This window comes from Kitasatospora sp. NPDC059973 (genome assembly GCF_042737525.1).
Taxonomy (GTDB): domain Bacteria; phylum Actinomycetota; class Actinomycetes; order Streptomycetales; family Streptomycetaceae; genus Kitasatospora.
In genome coordinates this window covers 1-24,398 of record NZ_JBHWUI010000128.1, presented here as the reverse complement: position 1 = coordinate 24,398, position 24,398 = coordinate 1, and the positions used below count along the sequence as shown (strand labels likewise).

Sequence of the window (24,398 nt, the reverse complement as noted above, 5' to 3'; positions counted from 1 at the left end):
TGGCACGCTGTTGAGTTCTCAAGGAACGGACACTTCCTTCGGACCGCCTTCCAGCGGGCCCTCCGGGCGCTTCGTTCTTTCGTGTTTCCAGCTTATCAGATGTTTTCCGCTCCGTTTTCCGGAGTTTCATTTACCTGATCGGCTTTCGCCTTTCGGCGCTCCCGAACTCTAGCAGAGTTTCTCGGGCCGTTTTCCGCCTGTTGCTCTCGAATTTCGTTCGAGAACTTCCGGCAGGCCGTCCCGTGGGGCAACCCGGAGAACACTACGCACCGGGTCGCCCCACGTCAAACTGGCCGTGGGGAGGCTCAGACCTCGACGACGACCGGCAGGATCATCGGCCGGCGGCGGTAGTTGTCCGCCACCCACTTGCCCATGGTCCGGCGCACGAGCTGCTGGACCTGGCGGATCTCCAGGACGCCGTCGCCCGCCGAGCGGTCCAGTGCCTCCTGGAGCTTGGCCGCCACCGGGGCGAACGCCTTGTCGTCGATGCCGGAACCGCGGGCCTGGATGGTCGGACCGCCCACGATCTTCCCGTTGGTGGAGTCGACCACCACGAAGACCGAGATGAAGCCCTCCTCGCCGAGGATCCGGCGGTCCTTCAGGGACGCCTCGGTGATGTCGCCGACGGACGAACCGTCGACGTAGACGTAGCCGGCCTGGACCTTGCCCACGATGCGGGCGACGCCGTTCTCCAGGTCGACGCAGACGCCGTCCTCCGCGATGACCGTGCGGTGCTTCGGGATGCCCGTCGCGATGCCCAGGTCGGCGGCGGCGCGCAGGTGGCGCCATTCGCCGTGCACCGGCATCAGGTTGCGCGGCTTGCAGATGTTGAAGAAGTACAGCAGCTCGCCGGCCGAGGCGTGGCCCGAGACGTGCACCTTGGCGTTGCCCTTGTGCACGACCTTGGCGCCCCAGCGGGTCAGGCCGTTGATCACCCGGTACACGGCGTTCTCGTTGCCGGGGATCAGCGACGAGGCCAGGATGACGGTGTCGCCCTCGACGATGCGGATCTGGTGGTCGCGGTTGGCCATCCGGGACAGCGCCGCCATCGGCTCGCCCTGCGAACCGGTGCAGATCAGCACGACCTCCTTGTCCGGGAGGTCGTCCAGCTGCTTGACGTCGACGACCAGGTTGCCGGGGACCTTCAGGTAGCCGAGGTCGCGGGCGATGCCCATGTTGCGGACCATCGAGCGGCCGACGAAGGCGACCTTGCGCTTGTACTCGTGCGCGGCGTCCAGCACCTGCTGGATGCGGTGCACGTGGCTGGCGAAGGAGGCGACGATGATGCGCTTGTCGGCGTTGGCGAAGACGTTCCGCAGCGCGGCCGAGATGTCCCGCTCGTGCGGGATGAAGCCGGGGACCTCGGCGTTGGTGGAGTCCACCAGCAGCAGGTCCATGCCCTCCTCGGCCAGCTTGGCGAAGGCCGGGAGGTCGGTGAGGCGGCCGTCGAGCGGCAGCTGGTCCATCTTGAAGTCACCGGTGGCGACCACCATGCCGGCGGGCGTGCGCACGGCGACGGCCAGCGCGTCCGGGATGGAGTGGTTGACCGCGATGAACTGGCAGTCGAAGGGGCCGATCCGCTCGCGGTCGCCCTCCTTCACCTCCAGCACGTACGGGTGGATGCGGTGCTCGGCGAGCTTGGCCTCGATCAGCGCCAGGGTGAGCTTCGACCCGATCAGCGGGATGTCCGGGTTCTCCCGGAGCAGGAACGGGACGGCACCGATGTGGTCCTCGTGCCCGTGGGTCAGCACGATGCCGTCGATCTTGTCGAGCCGGCCCCGGATGTAGCTGAAGTCCGGGAGGATCAGGTCGACGCCGGGCTGCTCGTCCTCGGGGAAGAGGACGCCGCAGTCGACGATGAGAATGCGGTCCCCGAATTCGAGGACCGTCATGTTGCGGCCGATCTCGCCGAGGCCGCCGAGCGGAGTGATGCGCAGGGCGCCCTCCTTGAGGGCCGGGGGCGCGCCGAGTTCGGGATGCGGGTGGCTCAAAAGACTCTCCTCACGACGCACGCCATATGCCTGGGGTCCTCCCCGAGAGACATATGGCGTGCGTACTCAGTGTCGGTTTCCTACTGGGTAAGTACTCTCACGCCTTCGTTCCGGTCCAGCGGCGGCCCTCCTGGGAGGTCCGGCGAGCCGGGGCGCGCACGTCTTGTCTGTTACAGGTGTACCCCGCCGGCGGCGAGATCCTTCTTCAATTGCGCGATCTCCTCGGAAGTCGCGCCGACCAGCGGCAGCCGGAGCGGGCCGGCGGGCCGGCCCTGCAGCTCCAGGGCCGCCTTGGTGAGGATGACACCCTGCGTGCGGAACATACCGCTGAAGACCGGCAGCAGGCTCTGGTGGATCGCCGTGGCCTTGGCCACATCCCCGCCCAGGTAGGCGTCGACCATGCTGCGCAGCTCCGCGGCGACCACGTGCCCGACCACGCTGACCACACCGACGGCGCCGACCGAGAGCAGCGGCAGGTTGAGGATGTCGTCGCCGGAGTACCACGCCAGGTCGGAGCGGGCGATGGCCCAGGCGGCGGCGCCGAGGTCGCCCTTGGCGTCCTTGTTGGCGACGATCCGCGGGTGCTCGCCGAGCCGGACCAGCGTCTCGTGGCTCAGCGCCACACCGCTGCGGCCGGGAATGTCGTAGAGCATGACCGGCAGGCCGGTGGCGTCGGCGATGTGCGTGGTGTGCCGGTACAGGCCCTCCTGCGGGGGCTTGCTGTAGTACGGCGTGACGACCAGCAGACCGTGGGCCCCGGCCGCCTCGGCCTGGCGGGCGAGGTCGGCGCTGTGGTGCGTGTCGTTGGTGCCGACACCGGCCACCACGTGGGCGCGGTCCCCCACCGCTTCCACGACGGCGCGGACCAGCCGGGCCTTCTCGGCGTCGCTGGTGGTCGGGGACTCACCGGTGGTGCCGTTGAGGACGAGGCCGTCGTTGCCTGCGTCGACGAGGTGTGCGGCGAGGCGCTGGGCGCCGTCGAGGTCGAGCCCGCCGTCAGCGGTGAACGGGGTCACCATCGCGGTCAGGACCCGGCCGAACGGCGTCTGGGGGGTGGAGGTCGGAGCCATGCGTCCAAAACTACTCGTAGGCGGTGGGGCGGTACCCAGGCCGGTCCAGGGTTCGGACAGGTGTGGCGCGCGGAGCGGCACAAAGATGGGATTCCGGTGCTGCATGCTCGGGGGTTCACGCAGCACCGGAATCCGTGTCACGAGCGTAGGGAGCGGCTAGAAAAGCCGCAATCCAGACATGCCAGGCAAGCCGCCCATATGCCTGTCACCCCAGGTCAGGGGGCGACCCGGCCGTGCTTCTCGAAGGCCGCATGGGTGAGCGGCATGAGCCGGGCCCACTGCTCCTCCATCTGCTCGGCGACCATCTCGATCTCGCGCTGCGGGAACGACGGCACCGCGGCGTTCTCCTTCTTGGTCCGCAGCGACAGGAAGTGCATCAGCGAGCGGGCGTTGCAGGTCGCGTACATCGAGGAGAACAGGCCGACCGGCAGCACGGCCCGGGCCACCTCGCGGGCGACACCGGCCGCCAGCATCTCCTGGTACGCCCGGTAGGCCCCCTGGTAGGCGGCCTCCATCTGCTCGGCGACCACGTCGAACTGCTTCGGCGTGCCCTCGACGAACTCGTACCGCCCCGGGCGGCCCTGCTGGACGAGCTTGCGCTCCTCACCGGGCACGTAGAACACCGGCTGCAGCTCGCGGTAGCGGCCGGACTCCTCGTTGTACGACCAGCCGCTGCGGTGGCGGTGGAACTCCCGGAAGACGAAGATCGGCGCACTGATGAAGAAGGTCATCGAGTTGTGCTCGAACGGCGTACCGTGCCGGTCCCGCATCAGGTAGTTGATCAGACCGGTGGACTTCTCCGGGTCCTGCTGCAACGCCTCCAGGGACTGCTCCCCGGCCGTCGAGACCCGGGCCGCCCAGATGACGTCCGAGTCGGCGGCGGAGCTGCGGACCAGCTCCACGGTGACATCGCTGCGGAACCTGGGGGCGGTGGGTTCGTCGGTCACGCGGTACTCCTTGCGGGTTCGTTGGTGCGGTGCAGCCGGATCGCGTGCTGCATGGTCTTACGGGCGCGCGGGGTGTCGCCGGCGTCGGCGTACGCCACCGCGAGGCGGAAGAAGACCCGCCAGTCGCCGGGCGAGGCCTCCGCCTCGGCCTTGCGGCGGGCGAACACCGCGTCGGCCGAGTCCCGGTCGATCCGGCCGCCGGCGGTGCGCTTCAGCTCGTCCACCGGCAGGCCGCCCTCGGCCTCCAGCTCGCGGGCGAGCCGCTCGCTGGCCCGGCCGAAGCGGACGGTCTGACGCAGGAACCAGACCCCGATCGGCGGGACCACGAAGGCGCACAGGCCCAGGCCGATGCCGAGCGGCTTGCCGGTGGCGATCAGCTGGACGCCCTCGCCGACGCAGACCAGGGCCACCAGCAGCAGCACGCCGGAGAGGACGAAGAAACCGGTACGGGAGGTCACCGGTCGCTCACAGGTCCAGGAAGTTCTCGAGGCCCACGGTGAGACCGTGGTTCTCGACGACCTTGCGCACCCCGAGCAGGATGCCCGGCATGAAGCTGCTGTGGTGCAGCGAGTCGTGCCGGATGGTGAGGGTCTCGCCGGTGTCGCCGAACATCACCTGCTGGTGCGCCAGCAGGCCGCGCAGCCGGACGGCGTGCACCGGGACCCCGTCCACGTCCGCGCCGCGGGCACCGGGCAGGCTGTGCGTGGTCGGGTCCTGCTGCGGCGGGCGGCCGGCCTCGGCGCGGGCCGCGGCGATCAGCTGCGCGGTCCGGGTGGCCGTACCGCTCGGCGCGTCGGCCTTGCGGTCGTGGTGCAGCTCGACGACCTCGACCGACTCGAAGTACCTGGCGGCGGTCTGGGCGAACTTCATGCCCAGCACCGCGCCCAGCGAGAAGTTCGGCGCGACCAGCACACCGAGCGGCCGCGGCTCGCCGCCCGGCATCAGCCAGCCCTCCAGCTCGCCCAGCCGCGCGTCGTCCCAGCCGGTGGTCCCGGTGACGACGTGGATGCCGTGGTGGACGCAGTAGTCGAGGTTGGCCATCACCGAGTCGGGGTGGGTCAGCTCGACGGCGACCTGGGCCCCGGCCCGGGTCAGCTCGTCGAGGTCCGAGCCCCGGCCCAGGGCGGCGACCAGCTCCAGGTCGGGGGCGGCCTCGACGGCCTTGACCGCCTCGGAGCCGATCCGGCCCTTGGCGCCGATCACGGCGACACGCAGCGTCATGGTGAGAAGTCCCTTCAGACCAGCAGGTCGGCGAGCCGGGCGGCCCGCTTGTCGTTGATCGGACCGATCAGCGCCAGCGAGGGCCGGTGCGCGCCCAGCACATCACGGGCCACCGCGTGGACGTCGTCCAGGGTCACGGCCGCGATCCGCGCCAGCATGTCGTCCACCGAGAGGTGGTGGCCGTAGCTCAGCTCGGCCTTGCCGATCCGGTTCATCAGGGAGCCGGTGTCCTCCATGCCGAGCACGGTGGAGCCGGAGATCTGGCCGATCGCCCGGCGCAGCTCCTCCTCGGTGATGCCGTCGGCGACCACCTTGGCGAGCTCCTCGCGGCAGATCCGCAGCACCTCCTCGACGCGCTTGGGCTGGCAGCCGGCGTAGATGCCGAACAGGCCGCTGTCCGCGTAGGAGGACGAGTACGAGTACACCGAGTACGCCAGGCCGCGCTTCTCCCGGACCTCCTGGAACAGCCGCGAGCTCATCCCGCCGCCGAGTGCCGCGTTCAGCACGCCCATCGCCCAGCGGCGCTCGTCGTGGCGCGGCACCCCGGGCACGCCGAGCACCAGGTGGGCCTGCTCGGTGGAGCGGTTGAGCACCTCGACCTTGCCGGCGGTGCGCACGGCCTTGACGCCGCGGCGGGCCTCGGCGGGCTCGGCCGCGGAACGCGCCAGCAGCGCCGCGAAGGCCTTCTCGACCTGGCGGACCACCTTGCGGTGGTCGAGGTTGCCGGCCGCGGCGACGACCAGGTGCTCGGGCTTGTAGCGGCGGTGGAAGAACCCGGCGATCTGGTCGCGGGTGAGCCCGTTGACCGTCTCCTGGGTGCCGAGGATCGGGCGGCCGAGCGGGCCGCTGCCGAAGATCACCTTGGCGAAGAGGTCGTGCACCACGTCGCCCGGGTCGTCCTCCGCCATCGCCATCTCCTCCAGGATGACGCCGCGCTCGGCCTCGACGTCCTCCGGGCGGATCAGCGAGCCGGTGAGCATGTCGCACACCACGTCGATGGCGAGCGGCAGGTCGGTGTCGAGCACCCTGGCGTAGTAGCAGGTGTTCTCCTTGGCGGTGAAGGCGTTCATCTCACCGCCGACCGCGTCCAGGGCGGCCGAGATGTCCAGCGCGCTGCGCCGCTCGGTGCCCTTGAAGAGCAGGTGCTCCAGGTAGTGCGTGGCGCCGTTGAGCTGGGGGGTCTCGTCCCGCGAACCGACTCCGACCCAGATGCCGAAGGTCGCGGAGCGCACCGTCGGCAGGGTCTCGGTGACGACCCGCAGGCCGCCGGGGAGGACGGTGCGGCGCACCGTGCCGGCGCCGTCCACGCCCTTGAGCAGGGTCCGGGTGGTGCCGGGGCGCTGCTTCGCCGCCGAGGCCTGGGCCACGGGGTGTACCTCCGTAGAAAGCATGTGCAACAACAGGGTGCGGCCCGCACGCCGACGGGGCGTGCGGGCCGCGGCCGCTTCTATCGAACCGGGGGGCTAGCGGCGCTTCACTCGGAAGCGGCCTCGCCACCCTCTTCGCCCTCGACGACCGGGATCAGCGAGAGCTTGCCGCGCGGGTCGATCTCGGCGATCTCGACCTGGACCTTGGCGCCGACGGCGAGCACGTCCTCGACGTTCTCCACGCGCTTGCCACCGGCCAGCTTGCGGATCTGCGAGATGTGCAGCAGGCCGTCCTTGCCCGGCATGAGCGAAACGAACGCGCCGAACGTCGTGGTCTTCACCACGGTGCCCAGGTAGCGCTCCCCGACCTCCGGCATGGTCGGGTTGGCGATCTGGTTGATCGTCGTACGGGCAGCCTCCGCCGAGGGACCGTCGACCGCACCGATGTAGATGGTGCCGTCGTCCTCGATGGTGATGTCCGCGCCGGTGTCCTCCTGGATCTGGTTGATCATCTTGCCCTTGGGGCCGATGACCTCACCGATCTTGTCCACCGGGATCTTGATGGTGATGATGCGCGGCGCGTTCGGCGACATCTCGTCGGGCGCGTCGATGGCCTCGTTCATCACGTCGAGGATGTGCAGGCGGGCGTCCTTGGCCTGCTTCAGCGCGGCGGCCAGCACGGAGGCCGGGATGCCGTTCAGCTTGGTGTCCAGCTGCAGCGCGGTGATGAAGTTGCGGGTACCGGCGACCTTGAAGTCCATGTCGCCGTACGCGTCCTCGGCGCCCAGGATGTCGGTCAGCGCGACGTAGTGCGTCTCGCCGTCGATCTCCTGCGAGATGAGGCCCATGGCGATACCGGCGACGGCGGCCTTCAGCGGCACACCGGCGTTCAGCAGCGACATGGTGGAGGCGCAGACCGAGCCCATCGAGGTGGAGCCGTTGGAGCTCAGCGCCTCGGAGACCTGGCGGATCGCGTAGGGGAACTCCTCGCGGGTCGGCAGCACGGGCAGGATCGCCCGCTCCGCCAGCGCGCCGTGGCCGATCTCGCGGCGCTTGGGCGAGCCCACGCGGCCGGTCTCGCCGACCGAGTACGGCGGGAAGTTGTAGTTGTGCATGTAGCGGCGACGCGTCTCCGGGGAGAGCGTGTCCAGCTGCTGCTCCATGCGCAGCATGTTCAGCGTGGTGACACCCAGGATCTGGGTCTCGCCGCGCTCGAACAGGGCCGAGCCGTGGACGCGCGGGATGGCCTCGACCTCGGCGGCCAGGGTGCGGATGTCGGTGACACCGCGGCCGTCGATGCGGACCTTGTCCTTGATGACGCGCTCGCGCACGACCTTCTTGGTCAGCGCGTTGTACGCGGCGCTGATCTCCTTCTCGCGACCCTCGAACTCCGGCAGGAGCTTCTCGGCGGCGATCGCCTTGACGCGGTCCAGCTCGTTGTTGCGCTCCTGCTTGCCCGGGATGGTGAGCGCCTGGGCCAGCTCGTCCTTGACCGCGGCGGTCAGGGCGGCGAGCACGTCGTCCTGGTAGTCCAGGAAGACCGGGAACTCGCCGGTGGGCTTGGCGGCCTGGGCGGCCAGCTGGGACTGCGCGGCGCAGAGCACCTTGATGAACGGCTTCGCGGCGTCCAGACCGGCGGCGACGACGTCCTCGGTCGGCGCCTCGGCGCCGCCCTCGACCAGCTTGATGGTCTTGTCGGTGGCCTCGGCCTCGACCATCATGATCGCGACGTCACCGTCGGGCAGGACGCGGCCGGCGACGACCATGTCGAAGACGGCCGACTCCAGCTCGGAGTGGGTCGGGAAGGCCACCCACTGGCCCTTGATCAGCGCGACGCGGACGCCGCCGATCGGGCCGGAGAACGGCAGGCCCGCCAGCTGGGTGGACGCGGAGGCGGCGTTGATGGCCACCACGTCGTACAGGTGGTCGGGGTTGAGCGCCATCACGGTGACGACGACCTGGATCTCGTTGCGCAGGCCCTTGACGAAGGACGGGCGCAGCGGGCGGTCGATCAGGCGGCAGGTGAGGATCGCGTCCTCGGAGGGCCGGCCCTCGCGACGGAAGAACGAGCCGGGGATGCGCCCGGCGGCGTACATCCGCTCCTCGACGTCCACGGTCAGCGGGAAGAAGTCGAAGTGCTCCTTCGGCTGCTTGGAGGCGCTGGTGGCCGACAGCACCATGGTGTCGTCGTCCAGGTAGGCCACGGCGGAGCCGGCGGCCTGACGGGCCAGGCGGCCCGTCTCGAAGCGGATGGTACGGGTGCCGAAGGAACCGTTGTCGATCACGGCTTCGGCGTAGAACACGTTCTCTTCCACCTGGAAGATCTCCTCTTTCGTACGTCTCCGGGAGAGCGCCCCCGCGCATCGCTGCCGGTGGCCCGGGGCCCTCGTGCGCTCTTGCGCAGAGGAAGGCAGTCGGGCCGGTCTTCGATCGAAGCCTCCGGTGGGCCCCGCTCGGTCTGCGGGGCTTCCGGCGGCCACTACCGAGGACCGGCGCCTCTCGGCTGCCAGGCCGGGGCGGGCGGTCCGCGTCTGGACGCTCTCTCGGATGCGGGCGGCTTCCGTTTGAAGCCTTCGTCCCGCGGGGGGTCGGGGTCTTTCGCCCGGGTGGCGCGGTGTCGCGCCATCACCCGGCATGCCCACAACCCTACGGTGCAATCCTCGGCCACCAGGGGAGGTGCGCGCGAGTTGTTATGCGGTGCCGGGTCGCGGGTCGGCGACCGCGGCATACGCGCGAGGGGCGGCTCCCCGGTGGGGGGAGCCGCCCCGAGCGGCGGTCTTAGCGGGCGCCACCGGCGGCACCGCGGCGGATGCCCAGGCGGTCGACGAGCGTACGGAAGCGCTCGATGTCCTTCTTGGCCAGGTACTGCAGCAGGCGGCGGCGCTGGCCGACCAGGATCAGCAGGCCACGACGCGAGTGGTGGTCGTGCTTGTGGGCCTTGAGGTGCTCGGTCAGGTCCGAGATGCGGCGCGAGAGCATGGCGACCTGGACCTCGGGGGAGCCGGTGTCGCCCTCCTTCTGGCCGAACTCGGCGAAGATCTGCTTCTTGACGTCAGAGGCGAGAGCCACTGCAACTCCTTTGAGGTGGTACCGAGCGGGCCTGGTCTACGGCACAGGACTCTGCGAGAACTCGGTGTCGTGACTGAGTGCGGCCGGCGGTCGGCGACCCGCGAGGGGCGGACACCCTGCTGCACTCGAAGGGCAAGCGTACCAGTGTGCCCGGTGCGGCCGGTCAGCCGGTGGCACCGCGGACCAGGCCGTAGACCTCCAGCACGCCCAGCGCCAGCGGGACGAGGGCGATCAGGGTGAGGCTGTCGACCAGGTCCAGGATGCGCCCCCAGAACGGCGAGACGCCGAGCCGGGGCACCACCAGGGCGATCGCGGTGAGCACCGCGGCGCCGAAGGCGATCGAGGTGGCCAGCCAGATGGTGCGCAGGTCCACGTCGGTGGAGCTGGCGGCCTTCAGGATGAACAGCGGGGTGTGCAGCGAGAGGCCGACGATCAGCAGCGACAGGCCGAACAGGCCGGCGATGGTGAGGCTGAAGACCTGCGCGGTGTAGCGGAACAGCCGGGCGCGCAGCATGGTGGCGATGCCGAGGGTGAGGGCGAGCAGCTCCGGGAAGAGCTCGTCGGTGAAGCCGAGGACGGCGCAGGTGCCGACGATCACCGCGGCGCAGCCGCCGACCAGGCCGACCAGCACCTCGTGGCCGCGACGGGCCTGGTGGGCGATGCGCTCGTACTGGACGGCCTCGGCGCGGCCGGCCTCCTCGTCGTAGTCCCGGCTGCGGGTCCGGGTCTGGCCGGGGGCGCTGAAGCCGACGGGCAGCCGGGCGAACCGGGCGGAGAGGCCGGGCAGGAAGCCGATCACGGCGACGGCGGCGACGCCGGTGACCGCGGCGATGTGGTTGGCCGGGGTCGACGGCAGCAGCACGGCCGCGAAGGTGGCCAGCGCGCCGGCGGCGGACACGAAGGCGGCGGCCACGAACAGCGAGTCCTTCTCCGGCAGCAGGCCGACCAGCAAGACGGCCACCACCAGGACGGCGACGCAGCCGGTGAGGAACTGGAGCCGGCCCGGGCCGTCCCACGGGTGGGCGACCGCGATGAGGCCGCTGCCGCCGATCAGGGCGTGCGGCAGCGCGCCGAGGCCGAGCGCGAGCGCGGCCCAGGCGTCCTGGTACACCCGGGCGCGGACGCCGGCCAGGGCGGTGAGCACGACGGCGATGACGCCGGACAGGACGCCGGGCAGGCCGTGCATGTCGTGGCGCAGGTCGGAGAACCAGAGCGCGAAGCCGAGCAGGGTGAGCAGCACGCCGGCGCCGATCAGGCCGAAGGCCCGCATCAACTCGGGGCTCCAGAACCGGCGGTCGGCCTCGACGGCGGTGGCGATGGCGTCGGCGACGTCGTCGTAGACGGCCGGCGGCAGCGACTCGGCGAACGGGCGCAGGCTGAGCAGGTCGCCGTCGCGGACCTGCTGCGCGGCGAGCGGCAGACCGCTGTCGAGCACGGTGCCGTCGCGGCGGACCAGGTGGAAGCCGGTCGGGGCGCCGTCGGGCTGGGTCTGCCCGGAGAGCCGCAGCACCTCGGGGTAGACGTCGGCGAGCGGGACGTCCTCGGGCAGGGCGACGTCGATCCGGCTGTCCGGGGCGACGACGGTGACGCGGCAGAAGCCGGTCGCGGCGGAGGTGCTCATGCCCCCACCTCGCGGACGCTCGACGCGTGCCGGGAACGGCGCGCTTCCCTGACGAGTGGCTCGTTCCGCTCGCTCACTGCGCACCCCTCGATCGCTCGACGCACTGGGCGCTCCCCCTTGTTGACGGTGCCGCTGTACCGGCGGCGGTTCCTGCTGGCTGCTGGCGCGGGCCGGTCGGGGCTGGAACTGACTCGATCCGGCCATGAGTTGGCGCGGCGTTACCCTACCCGTTCCGTTCCCGCCCACCGGCGCGCAGGGGCCGGTGGGACGGCGGCCGGCGGGGGCCCGGGCACCACGGGGCCGCCCTGGCTGATCCGCCGGAACGCGCCCCAGTAGGATCGGCCCCTGCGCAAGGCGACGGGGGCAGGGGCCGCGCTCCTCCCCGGGTGCCTGCGGTCGGCGGAGCGGGGGCGGCGTCACACGGGGCGCCCTCACCCGTACGTATCCAGTTTGCGTGAGGGCTGATGCCGAAGTGAACGATCAGACCGTTCGAAACCGCGGGGTGGGGTGCGTATGAGCGTGATCACGGTCAAGCGCCCCGCGCGGGCCTATCCCCCGGCGGTGCCGGACGAACCGGTGGAGTTGGTCACCCCGCCCGAGCTGCCCCGGTCGGGCGGCGAGGACTGGATGATGAGCCTGCTGCCGATGCTCGGCATGGGCGGGTCGGCGGTGTTCTTCTTCTCGCCCGGCGCACAGGCCCCGATGAAGATCATGGGCGGCCTGATGGTCGTCTCGACCGTCGGCATGGCGCTGGCGCAGATCGTGCGGGCGCGCAAGGGCGGTTCCACCGCCACCGCCGACGAGCGGCGCGACTACCTGAAGTACCTGCAGCAGATGCGCCGCCAGGTCCGCCGCACGGCGGAGCGCCAGCGCGGCGCGCAGCTGTTCCTGAACCCGGAGCCGGACCAGCTCTGGTCGATCGTCGCGGACGGCCGCCGGCTCTGGGAACGCCGCACCGGGGACGCCGACTTCGCCCAGATCCGGGTCGGCCGGGGGCCGGTCCAGCTGTCGACCCCGCTGGTGGCGCCGCAGACCGCGCCGATGGAGGAGCTGGAGCCGCTCGCCGCGGCCGCCATGCATACCTTCCTCAAGGCCCACGGCACGCTGCAGGACCTGCCGTTGGCGGTCTCGCTGCGCGCCTTCTACCACATCACGGTGTGCGGCGACCCGGACACCGTGTACGGCAACGTCCGGGCGATGATCGCCCAGTTGACGACGCTGCACTCGCCGGACGACCTGCTGGTGACGGTGGCCGCGGCGCCGGGCGCGGTGGAGGAGTGGGAGTGGACCAAGTGGCTCCCGCACAACCAGCACCGCAAGGACAGCGACGGGGCGGGTTCGCGCCGGCTGATCGCCACCGGCCTCGGTGAGCTGGAGTACCTGCTCCAGGACGAACTGGCGGGGCGCCAGCGCTTCGTGCGCGACGCGGCGCCGTCCTCGGACCAGCCGCACATCATCGTCGTGATGGACGGCGCGTCCGTCCCGCACGACTCGCTGCTGGCCGGCGCCGAGGGCGTGCACGGGGTGACCATCGTCGAGGTGGTCCCGGGCGACCTGGACGAGCCGACCGGCCACCTGATCGTGACGGTGACCCCGGACGAGCTGGTGCTGCGTTCGGCCTCCGGCGCGACGTACTCCGGCACCCCGGACACGCTCTCCACCTGGCAGTCCGAGGCCCTGGCCCGGCAGCTGGCGCCGTACCGGATCTCGGCCGGCGGCGACGACGAACCGCTGCTGTCCAACCTCGACTTCACCGAGCTGATGAACTCGGGCGACCCGGGCTCGTTCGACGTGACGCGCAGCTGGCGGACGCGGGCGCAGCACGAGAAGCTGCGGGTGCCGATCGGCGTCGGGGCCGGCGGCGAGCACGTCTACCTGGACATCAAGGAGGCGGCGCTCGAAGGCATGGGCCCGCACGGCCTCTGCGTCGGCGCGACCGGCTCGGGCAAGTCGGAGCTGCTGCGCACCCTGGTGCTGGGCCTGGCGATGACGCACTCCTCGGAGACGCTGAACTTCGTCCTCGCGGACTTCAAGGGCGGCGCGACCTTCGCCGGGATGGCGGACATGCCGCACACCTCGGCGGTGATCACCAACCTGGAGGGCGAGCTCACCCTGGTCGACCGCATGCGCGACGCGATCGAGGGCGAGATGAACCGCCGGCAGGAGCTGCTGCGCTCGGCCGGCAACTACGCCAACCTCAACGAGTACGAGCGGGCGCGCGCGGCGGGTGCGGCGCTGGACCCGCTGCCCTCGCTGGTGCTGATCATCGACGAGTTCTCCGAGCTGCTCACCGCGAAGCCGGACTTCATCGACATGTTCATCCAGATCGGCCGGATCGGCCGTTCGCTGGGCGTGCACCTGCTGCTGGCCTCGCAGCGCCTGGAGGAGGGCAAGCTGCGCGGTCTGGACACCTACCTGTCGTACCGGATCGGTCTGCGCACCTTCTCGGCGGCCGAGTCGCGGGCGGCCATCGGCGTGCCGGACGCGTACCACCTGCCGCCGGTGCCGGGTGTCGGCTACCTGAAGTTCGGCACCGACGTGATGGACCGGTTCAAGGCCGCGTACGTCTCGGGGCCCTACCGGGCGCCGGGGCAGCAGCGGTCGACCGGCGGGCGGCTGGTGACGGCGCAGCCGGTGCTGTTCACCGCCGCCGAGGTGCCGGTGCTGGAGCCGCCGGTGCAGGAGGTGGAGCCGGAGGTCGTGGAGCAGGACGACGCGCTGGTCGACACCGTGCTGGACGTCTTCGTGCAGCGGATGGCGGGGCAGGGCCCGGCCGCGCACCAGGTGTGGCTGCCGCCGCTGGACGAGGCGCCGAGCGTCGACCAGTTGCTGCCGCCGCTGCAGGCGACCGCGGAGCGCGGTCTCACCTCGCCGGGCTTCGGCGCGCTGGGCCGGCTCAACGTGCCGGTCGGCATCGTGGACCGGCCGCGCGAGCAGCGCCGCGACGTGCTGCACCAGGACTACTCGGGTGCGGCCGGTCACGGTCTGATCGTGGGCGGCCCGCGGTCCGGCAAGTCGACGCTGGTGCGCACCACGGTGGCCGGGTTCGCGCTCACCCACACGCCGCTGGAGGCGCAGTTCTACCTGCTGGACTTCGGTGGCGGCGGCTTCCAGTCGCTGCAGGGCCTGCCGCACGTCGGCGGGGTGGCCGGTCGTCTGGACGCCGAGAAGGTGCGCCGGATGATCAGCGAGGTGCACGGGGTGCTGAACCGGCGCGAGGAGCTGTTCCGGGCGACCGGGATCGACTCGATCGCGACCTACCGGGCCCGGCGGGCCAGCGGTCAGCTGCCGGACGAGCAGTTCGGCGACGTCTTCCTGATGATCGACGGCTGGAACACCTTCAAGCAGGAGTTCGAGATGCTGGAGCCGGTGATCGGGGACATCGCCCAGCGCGGTCTCGGGTACGGCGTCCACCTGATCATCACGGCGGCCCGCTACGCGGAGGTCCGCCCGGCGCTGAAGGACCTGCTGCAGAACCGGACCGAGCTCAAGCTCGGTGACGCGATGGAGTCCGAGGTGGACCGCCGGGTGGCGCAGAACATCCCGGCCCTGCCGGGGCGCGGCGTCACCTCCGGCAAGCTGCACTTCCTCTCCGGCCTGCCCCGGCTGGACGGCTCGTCCTCGGTGGACGACCTCCAGGACGGGGTGACCGCGCTGGTCGCCGCCGTGGACGCGGCCTGGACGGGCCCGCGCGCGCCGCAGGTCCGGATGCTGCCGGCGGTGCTGGACGGCCACTCGCTGCCGAAGGGCTTCGAGTACCCGGAGCGCGGGGTCGCCTTCGGCGTGGACGAGGTCGAGCTGGCGCCGGCGTTCGTCAACTTCGAGACGGACCCGCTGTTCATCGTCTTCGGCGACACCGAGTCCGGTAAGTCGGCGACGCTGCGGATGCTGATCAAGCAGATCACCGAGCGGTACACCCCGGACCAGGCCGGCATCGTGGTCGGCGACTACCGGCGCGCGCTGCTCGGCGCGGTGCCGCAGGAGTACCTGGTCGAGTACGCGGCCGCGCAGCCGGCCATGACCAGCATCGTGGAGATGCTGCGCGGGGCCTGCTCGCGCCGGCTCCCCGGTCCGGACGTGACCGCCGACCAGCTGCGCAACCGCAGCTGGTACAGCGGCAAGGACATGTTCGTGATCGTGGACGACTACGAGCTGGTGGCGACCGGTTCGGGGAACCCGCTGGCGCCGCTGGCCGAGTTCCTGCCGTTCGCCCGGGACATCGGCCTGCGCATGATCATCGCGCGGAGCGCGGGCGGCGCCGGCCGTTCGCTCTACGAGCCGGTGATGCAGCGGATGCGGGAGCTGGGCGGCCAGGGCGTGATCCTCTCCGGCAACAAGGACGAGGGCGCGCTGCTGGGCACGGTCAAGCCGCAGCCGCTGCCGCCGGGCCGGGGCGTGTTCGTCTCGCGCCGGATCACCAGCGGGCAGATGGTGCAGACGGGCTGGTTGCCGTCGGCGTAGCGGGAGCGGCCGCCCCCGGTGGCGGTGACGGAAAGTGAGGGAAGGGGTCGGGTTCCGAGGAGCCCGGCCCCTTCCGCGTCCACGTGCTGAAACGTTATGGAGATCTTTCCGGCCCTGGGCTGCGGTTCCCGCACCCCGGGCGGGCGGTGACCGGTGCCGGGAAGCCGCCTGGGCGACCTTCTCCGAGCCGGTCATCAGCCTTGGAATGGGCGCGCGCAATGCTCCGTTCACCTTGGATTCAAGCGCGATGCGGCAGAGGTAACAAGTCGGACATGCGTGACAATCACCGTCGGTGATCATCGGATCGCATGTTTATGCCCACCTTCGCAACGGATTCCGAAGCATTTCCGGCATTGACGCAGTCATTACGGCCAAGGTTCCATGACGGCCCGGGAGCGAAGGACCAGTACCCCACAGCAGCAAGCCAGCGGAGGCGATACCGCTCCCTCTCCAGGACCGCACAGAGCCGATCGGAAGCCACATGACCGACACGCTTCGCCCGCCACACGCCGTAGCCCCCACTACGGCGGCCGAGGGCGCCGCCTCCCCCCAGACGCTCAAGCGCTCGATCGGCGTCGTGGGCGGGACCCTGCTCACGCTGTCCTGCGTCACCCCGGCCTCCACGCTCTTCGTGATCGTCCCGGAGCTGTTCTCCAGCATCGGCAGCGCCACCGCGCTGGCCATCGCGATCGGCTCGGTGCTCTGTATCGCGGTCGCCTTCTGCTACTCCGAACTCGGCACCCTGATCCCCAGCGCCGGCGGCGAGTACGCGATGGTCGGCACCCTGGCCGGGCGACTGGCCGGCTGGCTGGTCTTCGTGCTCTCGCTGATCGTGGTGCTGATCGTCCCCTCGGTGATCGCCCTCGGCACCGCCGACTACCTCGCCCCGGTGCTGCACGTCGACAAGCCGATCGCCGGCGCCGCGGTGATGCTCGCCGCCACCCTGGCCGGTCTGCTGGACCTGCGCGCCAACGCCTGGATCACCGGCGTCTTCCTGGTCCTGGAGGTCGTCGCCGCCGGTGTGGTGTCGGTGCTCGGCTTCGCCCACGCCAACGGCGACGCGCCCAGCCTGCTGCACGGGGTGGTCGCCGGCGACGGCGGCGCCACCACCACGGTGAGCATCGGCGCCATCGTCGGCGCGCTCGGCATCGCCCTCTTCATCACCCAGGGCTTCTCCACCGCGGTCTACCTCTCCGAGGAGCTGGAGGACCCGCGCCGCAACGTCTCGCGCACCGTGCTGTGGACCCTCGGCATCTCCGCCGCGGTCATCCTGATCCCGGTCACCGCGATCACCGTGGGCGCCCCCGACCTGGCCACCCTGACCTCCGGCGACATCTCCGGCATGGTCACCGCGTGGAGCAACTCCGCCGTCGGCACCTTCATCAGCCTCTGCGTGGCGCTGGCGATCATCAACGCCGGCATCGTCATGGTCATCCAGAACTCCCGGGTGCTGTTCGCCTCGGCCCGCGACAAGGCCTGGCCCGAGCCGGTCAACAAGGCCTTCTCCACCCTGGGCCGGTTCGGCTCGCCGTGGGTGGCCACGCTGGCCGTCGGCCTGCCGGGCGCCGCGCTCTGCTTCGTCAAGGGCGAGCTGCTCAGCGAGATCACCGGCGTCGCCGTCACCGGGATGTACCTGCTGGTCGCGATCGCCGCGCTGCTGTCGCGCCGCGATCAGCACAAGCACGCCACCGCCTGGCGGATGCCGCTCTGGCCGGCCGTCCCGGTGGTCCTGATCGTCGTGCTGGTCTACATCATCACCCAGCTGGACACCGTGCCCCTGCTGTGGACCGGCGGCATCACCGCCGCCGCCACCCTCTACTGGCTCTTCTACCTGCGCCCCCGGCAGGAGACCCGCTGGGTGATCAGCCTGCCCGAGGACCAGCAGGCCTGACCCCGGCGGGGCCGCCCCCGACCCCCACCCCTCCCCCACGCGGCGGTGCCCGGACCACTCCCCCTCTGGTCCGGGCACCGCCGTTGCGCACGCGCCGGCCGCCCCGGGGTCGGCCGGTCGGACGTGGGCCGACCAGCCGGCGCAGGCTCGCGGCCGGGGAGAAGGCTCCGGGTCAGTCCGTGGGGCGCCGGCGGTGGTCGCGGAGCACCACGCCGCCGCCGATGAGCAGCGCGACGAGCAGGGCGCCGACGCCCAGGACGTAGGTCGCGGTGCGGCCGTCGCGGTCGGCCTGGGTCTCGCCGAGGCCGAGCGGCTGCGGCACGATCGGGGCGGCGGCCAGCTGGACGGGCTCGTCCGGCTTCGCCTTGTACGGCGGGTCCTCGGGTGCCTTGGTGACGGCCTTCACCGGGTCCACCACGCCCCAGCCGATGTACGCGTTCGCCTCGTGCCCGGTGCGCTGCGCGGTCTGCTCGATCCGGGCGCGCACCTGCGCCGGCTTCCACTTGGGGTGGGCGCCGAGCAGCAGCGCGGCCAGGCCGGCGACGTAGGGCGCGGCGAAGCTGGTGCCGTTGTCCACGCACTGGCCGCCCCGGGGGACGGTGGAGAGCATGTCGACGCCGGGCGCGACGACGTCCACGAAGTCGCCGTACTGGGAGAACGGGGCGCGCTCGTTGTTGCGGTCGGAGGCTCCGACGGCGAGCACGGTCGGGAACGCGGCGGGGTAGGTGTCGCCCTCCTTGCCGTCGTTGCCGGAGGAGGCGACCACCACGATGTCCTTGGCCTCGGCGGCCTCGACGGCGGCCTTCAGCTCCGCGTAGCCGCCGAAGTCGGCGTTGCCGGCGCCGCGCACGTCCTGCGAGATGTTGATGACCTTGACGCCCCGCTGGATCGCGATGTAGATCGCCTCGACCAGGGTGTAGACGTCACCGTTGCCCTCGGCGTCGTTCTGCCGGATCGACAGGATGCCGGCGTCCGGGGCGATGCCGACGAAGCCGGTCTGGTCGTAGTGGCCGGCCGCGATGATGCCCGCGACCTTGGTGCCGTGGCCGACGAGGTCGTCCTTGCCGGTGCCCTCGACCTTCTTCTTGTCCTTGTCCTTCAACAGCGAGCCGCCGTCGACCACCCGGTTGGCCAGCTGGGGGTTCTGGTCGTTGACCCCGGTGTCGATGACCGCGACGGTCACCCCCGCACCGGTGACGGTGCCGCCCTGCCAGAGCTCGTCGAGCACCATGCGCTGCAACGACCACGGCACGGCCTGCACGTTCTGGGCGTCCTTGGCGCAGTCACCGGCGGCGGCGATGCCGGGCCCGTCCGCGTGGGCCGGGGCGGCCAGCGGACCGCCGAGCACCGCGAGCGCGGCCACCGTCGCGGCCGCCTTCCGGTACCTGACTACGGACACCCTGCCACCCCTCTTGTCGTCCACCCGTGTTGCGCGCCAGGGGCGGGTGCCCGGACCGGGCACCCGCCCCTTCGGCGGAATCGATCGCCCCCACGACCGGGGGCGGGATCCGTCAGCCCCAGAGCTTGGCGTTGTTGTTCTCGGTGCTGTTGTAGCTCTCGGCCGCCTTGTCCAGCGAGCCGGCGATCTGGGACAGCACCTGCTGCAGGTGGCTGGCGCGGGAGTCCCACTTCGCCTGGTGGGCCTGGTAGCCCTGCTGAGCGGCACCCTCCCAGCTGGAGGCGATCTTGGTCACGCCCGCCTTCAGCTCCTCAAGCTGGGAGTTGATGCGGTTGGCGGTGGCGCGAACCTCGCTGCCGGCGTTCCGGACAGTTTCGAAGTTGACGAGAATGTGGTCGGACACGATGTCTCCTTGTCGAGGAACCGACGCGCTCCCTCACCAGGGGCCGCCGGTGAATGACCTGGCAGAGAGGGGATCAGATCTTGCCGGCGCCGAACGCCGCCTGCTGGTCCGCGTCGGTCGCCGAGTACTGCTTGGTCGTGATCTCGATCGCGCTCTTGATCGCCTTCAGCGACTTGTTGAGCTCGACCGCGTCCTCGTTGAACTGGCCCTGAAGGGTCTTGTAGGCCGTGGCCGCCTGACCCTGCCAACCGCCGGCGATCGAACCCACCAGGCTGTCGAGCTTGCGAATCTCGCCCTCGATCTGGCCGATGACCTCGTCCATGTGCTTGGCGAAAGCCAGCATCTCCTGAGCGGTCGTCTTGAACTGACCCATGCTCTACCGTCCCCCATGAGACAGACATTGTGTCCGGACCGCCGTTCCCGGCCGGTCCGCCGCATCACCGGTGTGATGTCCAGCAGCACTGTAGTCGGCACACGCAACTCGCCCAACACCGGGGAACCGCTAGTTACCAGACCATGACACTGGGGCCAATTCCGTTGCCGGAACGGGCCGGTCAGGCGTTCTGCTGCTGGGCCGCGGTCCTCGCGTTCAGCGCCGGACCGGACGGCACCAGGGCCGACCAGGCCAGCGGCACCGGCACCGGCTGCAGGCCCTGGTAGCCGAGCCGGGCCTGGTTGCCGCCGGCCTCGTCCTGCTGCTGACCCGGCTGCCCGGCGGCCGGGTCACCGGGCTGGACGGTCGGGGTCGCGGTGACGGTCGGGACCGGCTTGCCCGGCTGGGCGGACGGCGCGGCCTGCGCCCCCTTGCCGCCGGTGGTGTTGGCGGGGACGGCGTAGCGCAGCCCGGTCTCGGTGATCAGGTAGTCGCTGCCGGAGCCGCCCGCCCCGCCGTCCAGCGCGCGGTAGAAGAGGCCCTGACCGGGGGTCACATAGGCCGAACCGACGCCGCTGCTGTGCTTCGCCGGGAAGTCCGGGCCGGCCCAGACGCTGCGCCGCGGCGTCTTGCCATCCTCGGCCATCCCGTCGAACGTGCTGCAGATCACCGGCTTCGCGTCCTTCGCCGCCTGCCAGTTGTTGGCCGGCGCCCCCGTCCTGGTCGGCCAGTCGTCGGCGTCCTTCAGCGGGGTGCTGGAGTTGAAGGCGGCGTAGTCGGCCGGCATCAGCTCGTCGATCCGCGGCGTCCGGTCGGCGTCCTGGTTGTAGAGCCCCTGCCACGCGGGGTTCTGCCGGATCAGCTCGGCCTGGAGCTGGGTGACCACGAACAGCTGGTCCTTGCCCACCACGAAGTTCCGGTCGCCGTACCGGACCAGCCGACCGATCTTGCGGTCCTCCGGCTTCTGCAGCGCCACCGAGGAGTTGGGGCCCTTGACGTCCGGGACCAGCCCGTCGATCTTGGGGAACTGGATCACCGAGCCGGTGACCAGGGTGTCCATCCACTCCCTCTTCACCGGCTGCGGCTTCGCGCTCGCCCCGAAGATCGCCGCCACCAGCTGCTTCTTGTCGCTCTCGGAGGTCTGCGTCCCCCCGATGGCGTGCTTGCGGCCCTGCGAGTCGATCAGGTAGAGGTTCAACTTGCTCTGGTCGATCGGCGGTTGGCCCGGGCCGGGCTGCGCGGCGACCTGCTGGTCGTCGATCTCCTTCACCAGCAGCGCCTGGTCGGTGTCCAGCACCCGGTCCTTGGCGGCCAGCGTCTTGGCGTCGGCACCGCCCGCGAGGAACAGCGCCTGATTGGCCGTCTCCTGCTTGTCGTCCGGACCGGGACTGTCGCAGACCGACCACTTCATCGGCTTGCTCGCGTTCTCCTTGGTCGGCAGCCGGTCCGGCGCGTTCGGGATGCCGATGGTCGGGCCGTGGCTCGGGTACTTGTCGAGCACCTCGTCGGCGACCACCACCACCTTCGCGTCCACCGGCAGCACCAGCCGCGCCGAGGACATGTTCAGCACCTGGTGCAGCCGCTTGGTCTTGCCGTCCGGATCGGTCAGCACCACGTACCGGGTGGTGCTCTTCTTGCCCTGCACGATGTTCTTGCCGCTGTCCCAGCCCACCGGGGCGCTCGGCTTGAACACCCCCCAGACCCCGAACGCGCCGACCACCAGAGCGCCCACGATGACGCTCGGCAGGATCGCCTTCACCGGCCGCGGCGCGTCCTCGTCGCTGCCGCCCCCGTTGGGCAGCAGGAACGCGCCGACCGTTCGCTTCCGCGCGAAGGTGTAGGCGTTCAGCTCGTCCCGGCGTGATGCCATGCTCGTCGTCTCCCCTGTCTGACCGACATACCCCGTGGTCCGCACCCGCCGGGCGAGAGCGGCTTCGAACCCTCTACGATGCGGCAGCAGACGGTGAGTACGGTACGGGTACGGTTCGCGAACCGGCCAACCGGGCCGCGACAACTGATTCAGAGAGGGTCACTCGGGGGATGCCAAGCCAGACCGCTCCAGGGCGCCGCAGCACCGACGAGGGCAGGGGATCGCGCCGCTCCGGCCGACGGGCCCGGCCCGAACGGGGCCAGGTCGCCGAACCCGCGGCCGCCGTCGGGCCGACGGCCCCCGTACCGGTCCGCGTCCACCCCAGGCCCGGGCTGCTCGGCGGCCGGCTGAGGCTCCAGCAACTCGTGCTGGTCGAGGTCGCGGTGGCACTCGTGGCGGTCGGCTGGACGATCAGCAAGCCGGTGGCCGGCGGCTTCGGCGCCGTCGCGCTGGCGCTGGTCGTCCTCGCGGTCATCCCGCTGCGCGGACGCACCATCCCCGAGGCGCTGCGGGTGCGCGCCGCCCTGAAGGCCCGTCGCAAGCAGGCCCGGACGAACATCCCGCCGGTCGGCACCGACCCGGCCATCGCCCCCGCGCTGGAGCTGGAACCCGCCCTGCGCACCTGCACCCACGCCACCGAGACCGACTTCGGCGGCCGGCCGATGCGCCGGGAGACCGGCATGGTCGGCGACGGCACCTTCCTCAGCTCGGTGCTGCTCGTCCAGGCCAAGGACCAGCCGCTGCGGCCGGTGCGCACCGCGCTGCCGCTGCCGCTGGACGTGATCTGCTCGGCGCTGCGGGTGGACGACATCACGCTGGAGTCGGTCCAGATCGTCCAGCACACCCAGCCGGCGCCGGCCCCGCACCTGCCCGAGCAGTCGCTGGCCGCCCGCGCCTACCAGGAGCTGCCCGACGGCACCGCCACCCCCGGCCTGCGGCTGACCTGGGTGGCGCTCAAGCTCGACCCGGAGCGCGCGGCCACCGCCGTCCGCGCCCGCGGCGGCGGCGAGGAGGGCGCCCGCAAGGCCCTGCAGCGGGTCACCGACCAGCTCGCCGGCCGGCTCAACAGCGCCGGCTTCAACGCCACCGTGCTGGACGAGCGCGAGCTGATCGCCGCCCTGGCCATCTCCACCTGCGCCAACCCGCTCGCCGTGGCCGGCCGTCAGGGGACCGGCAGCGGTGGCGGCAGCGGCCGCCGCACCCAGGAGAGCAACCGCTTCTGGCGGATCGACGACCGCTGGCACAGCACCTACTGGATCTCCCGGTGGCCGCAGCTCAGCCGCCCCGGCGGCGCCCCCGGCCGGATCGCCGCGCCGGACCTCGTCAACCTGATCACCGGCTCGCCCGCCCTGGCCAGCACCTTCAGCCTGACCGCCGGTCACGGCACCGGCGGTTCGGTGGCGATCAGCGGCCACGTCCGGGTGACCGGGCGCAGCGAGAGCGAGGTCGTCCAGGTCGGACGACTGGTGGAGGCCCGGGCGCAGAGCACCGGCCTCGGCCTCGCCCGACTCGACCTGGAGCAGGCCCCCGGCATGCTCGCCACCCTGCCCCTGGGAGGTGCTTCCTGATGGCGTACCAGACCTACCCGACGCCCGGCCCGCAGCCCGGTTCCACCGAGCAGCCCCGGGTCCGGCCGCGGATCCTGCCCGGCTTCGGACTGCGCGGCCCGCGCCGCGAGAAGCACGTGCTGACCACCGAGGACCTCGGCGCGCTCTCCTTCCCGGTCGGCGACGACGGCGTGCTGATCGGCGAGGACGTCCAGAAGCAGCCCGCCGTGCTCGGCCTCTTCCGGCCCAGCGCCTACGACCTGGTCCTGGTCGGCGGCGTCTGGACGGCCCAGGTCATCGCGCTGCGGGCGGCCGCCACCGGCGCCCGGATCGCCGTCGAGACCGCGCGCGGGCAGCTGTGGGGACCGATGGCGCAGGCCGCGGGCGGCGGCCAGCCGTGCGTGACCGTCCACCAGGTCGGCCGGCTCGGCCCGCAGGGTGCCTCGGTGACCTCGCCGGTGCTCGTGGTGCGCGACCTCGGCGCCCGCCCGCCGCGCAGCCGGCTCTCCGCCGCGCCCTGGCAGACCACCCTGACCCTGCTGCCCTACCTGGGCCCGAACGCGGCCCGGGTGCTGAACGCCGCCGACCTGGTCGGCGTGCAGCGGGTCTCGCCGCAGGAGGCCGAGCTGATCGGCCGGGTGCTCTCGCTCGGCCCGCAGGACATCGCCGCGCTGCCCACCCTCGGGGACGACATGACGCTCTGGACGACCCGGATGCGCCGCCAGTACGTACGGACCGTCGCCGGGCAGGCCGAGCAGCAGGTCCTGGGCGGGGCACGACGCATGGACTGACCTGCCGGGACCCGATCGCGCCCCGGGCGAGATGAGACTCCGCCTTCAACGGGGGGTGGTGCACGGCCTAGTCTTTGATGCGGCAACGGCACCGCGACGAGCGGCGGCGAACACGAGGGAGCCCTAGGTGAGCAGCGATCGGGACGGCGTCTACGTCGGCGACAACGCGGCGGAGGACGACGACGACTGGTCCGACGCGCCCGACTACACTCCCCCGTCCTGGTACGTGCAGACGGACTCCGCGGCGGCTCCGGCCGCCGGTCCGGGCCCTGGTCCGGCCGCCGGTCCGGCACCCGTCCAGGCGGGCGGAGCACCGGACGGGGCGGGCGCTCCGGCGGCGGGCGGCGGCCCGGCCGCGCCCGCCCCGGCACCGGCAC

General features: G+C 71.5%; 17 protein-coding genes and 1 pseudogene. 5 read left to right on the top strand and 13 right to left on the bottom strand.

Translation table 11 applies throughout. The annotated features are described in order from the left end of the window. Positions 1-305: 305 nt before the first annotated feature. From ACFWA9_RS28640 to eccD, 9 genes are all read right to left on the bottom strand, one after another. Positions 306-1,991, bottom strand: a complete 1,686-nt coding sequence (locus ACFWA9_RS28640; protein WP_352297638.1) for a ribonuclease J — start codon at positions 1,989-1,991, stop codon at positions 306-308. A 170-nt stretch (positions 1,992-2,161) separates the two neighbouring features. Then, positions 2,162-3,061 (bottom strand): 4-hydroxy-tetrahydrodipicolinate synthase, encoded by a 900-nt coding sequence (gene dapA, locus ACFWA9_RS28635; protein WP_352297641.1) that lies wholly within the window; start codon positions 3,059-3,061, stop codon positions 2,162-2,164. A gap of 215 nt (positions 3,062-3,276) precedes the next feature. Continuing rightward, a complete protein-coding gene (gene thyX / locus ACFWA9_RS28630; RefSeq protein ID WP_329487692.1) occupies positions 3,277-4,008 on the bottom strand; it encodes an FAD-dependent thymidylate synthase in 732 nt (243 codons plus the stop codon). Next, a complete protein-coding gene (locus ACFWA9_RS28625) occupies positions 4,005-4,466 on the bottom strand; it encodes a hypothetical protein (RefSeq protein WP_329487693.1) in 462 nt (153 codons plus the stop codon). The genes thyX and ACFWA9_RS28625 overlap by 4 nt, the downstream gene beginning before the upstream one ends. A gap of 7 nt (positions 4,467-4,473) precedes the next feature. After that, positions 4,474-5,229 carry a 4-hydroxy-tetrahydrodipicolinate reductase gene (dapB, locus tag ACFWA9_RS28620; protein WP_352297646.1) on the bottom strand — a complete coding sequence of 252 codons (756 nt, stop codon included), beginning with the start codon at positions 5,227-5,229 and terminating at the stop codon, positions 4,474-4,476. Positions 5,230-5,243: 14 nt separating this feature from the next. Then, on the bottom strand, positions 5,244-6,620 hold the full coding sequence (locus ACFWA9_RS28615) for a M16 family metallopeptidase (RefSeq protein ID WP_380390764.1): 1,377 nt from the start codon (positions 6,618-6,620) through the stop codon (positions 5,244-5,246). A gap of 83 nt (positions 6,621-6,703) precedes the next feature. Continuing rightward, the gene (locus ACFWA9_RS28610; RefSeq protein WP_329487696.1) at positions 6,704-8,911 is read right to left on the bottom strand and encodes a polyribonucleotide nucleotidyltransferase; all 2,208 of its coding nucleotides are present in this window, start codon (positions 8,909-8,911) and stop codon (positions 6,704-6,706) included. Positions 8,912-9,374: 463 nt separating this feature from the next. Then, positions 9,375-9,665, bottom strand: coding sequence for a 30S ribosomal protein S15 (gene rpsO / locus ACFWA9_RS28605; RefSeq protein WP_030397713.1), 291 nt, complete (start codon positions 9,663-9,665; stop codon positions 9,375-9,377). 163 nt (positions 9,666-9,828) lie between these two features. After that, complete coding sequence (gene eccD, locus ACFWA9_RS28600) at positions 9,829-11,286, bottom strand: type VII secretion integral membrane protein EccD (RefSeq protein WP_329487697.1); 1,458 nt, start codon at positions 11,284-11,286, stop codon at positions 9,829-9,831. Between the two features lie 513 nt (positions 11,287-11,799). On the opposite strand from eccD, the gene eccCa reads away from it, so the two are divergent. Next, entirely contained in the window at positions 11,800-15,747 is a 3,948-nt protein-coding gene (gene eccCa, locus ACFWA9_RS28595) for a type VII secretion protein EccCa (protein WP_352297652.1), read from the top strand. A gap of 481 nt (positions 15,748-16,228) precedes the next feature. Beyond that, complete coding sequence (locus ACFWA9_RS28590) at positions 16,229-17,638, top strand: APC family permease (RefSeq protein WP_380390761.1); 1,410 nt, start codon at positions 16,229-16,231, stop codon at positions 17,636-17,638. Between the two features lie 172 nt (positions 17,639-17,810). Here ACFWA9_RS28590 and mycP read toward each other — a convergent pair whose 3' ends face one another. The 4 genes from mycP to eccB all read right to left on the bottom strand — a co-directional run bounded on the left by mycP (position 17,811) and on the right by eccB (position 21,683). After that, the gene (gene mycP, locus ACFWA9_RS28585) at positions 17,811-19,037 is read right to left on the bottom strand and encodes a type VII secretion-associated serine protease mycosin (protein ID WP_329487700.1); all 1,227 of its coding nucleotides are present in this window, start codon (positions 19,035-19,037) and stop codon (positions 17,811-17,813) included. Between the two features lie 112 nt (positions 19,038-19,149). After that, on the bottom strand, positions 19,150-19,440 hold the full coding sequence (locus ACFWA9_RS28580; protein ID WP_329487701.1) for a WXG100 family type VII secretion target: 291 nt from the start codon (positions 19,438-19,440) through the stop codon (positions 19,150-19,152). A 73-nt stretch (positions 19,441-19,513) separates the two neighbouring features. Beyond that, a complete protein-coding gene (locus tag ACFWA9_RS28575; RefSeq protein ID WP_329487702.1) occupies positions 19,514-19,813 on the bottom strand; it encodes a WXG100 family type VII secretion target in 300 nt (99 codons plus the stop codon). Positions 19,814-19,994: 181 nt separating this feature from the next. Next, on the bottom strand, positions 19,995-21,683 hold the full coding sequence (eccB, locus tag ACFWA9_RS28570; protein WP_380390758.1) for a type VII secretion protein EccB: 1,689 nt from the start codon (positions 21,681-21,683) through the stop codon (positions 19,995-19,997). A 170-nt stretch (positions 21,684-21,853) separates the two neighbouring features. On the opposite strand from eccB, the gene eccE reads away from it, so the two are divergent. The 3 genes and pseudogenes from eccE to ACFWA9_RS28555 all read left to right on the top strand — a co-directional run. Further along, complete coding sequence (eccE, locus tag ACFWA9_RS28565) at positions 21,854-23,251, top strand: type VII secretion protein EccE (protein ID WP_380390756.1); 1,398 nt, start codon at positions 21,854-21,856, stop codon at positions 23,249-23,251. Then, a complete protein-coding gene (locus ACFWA9_RS28560) occupies positions 23,251-24,021 on the top strand; it encodes a hypothetical protein (protein WP_329487705.1) in 771 nt (256 codons plus the stop codon). The genes eccE and ACFWA9_RS28560 overlap by 1 nt, the downstream gene beginning before the upstream one ends. Positions 24,022-24,148: 127 nt before the next feature. Then, positions 24,149-24,398: pseudogene (locus ACFWA9_RS28555) on the top strand (MinD/ParA family protein); the annotation flags it as partial.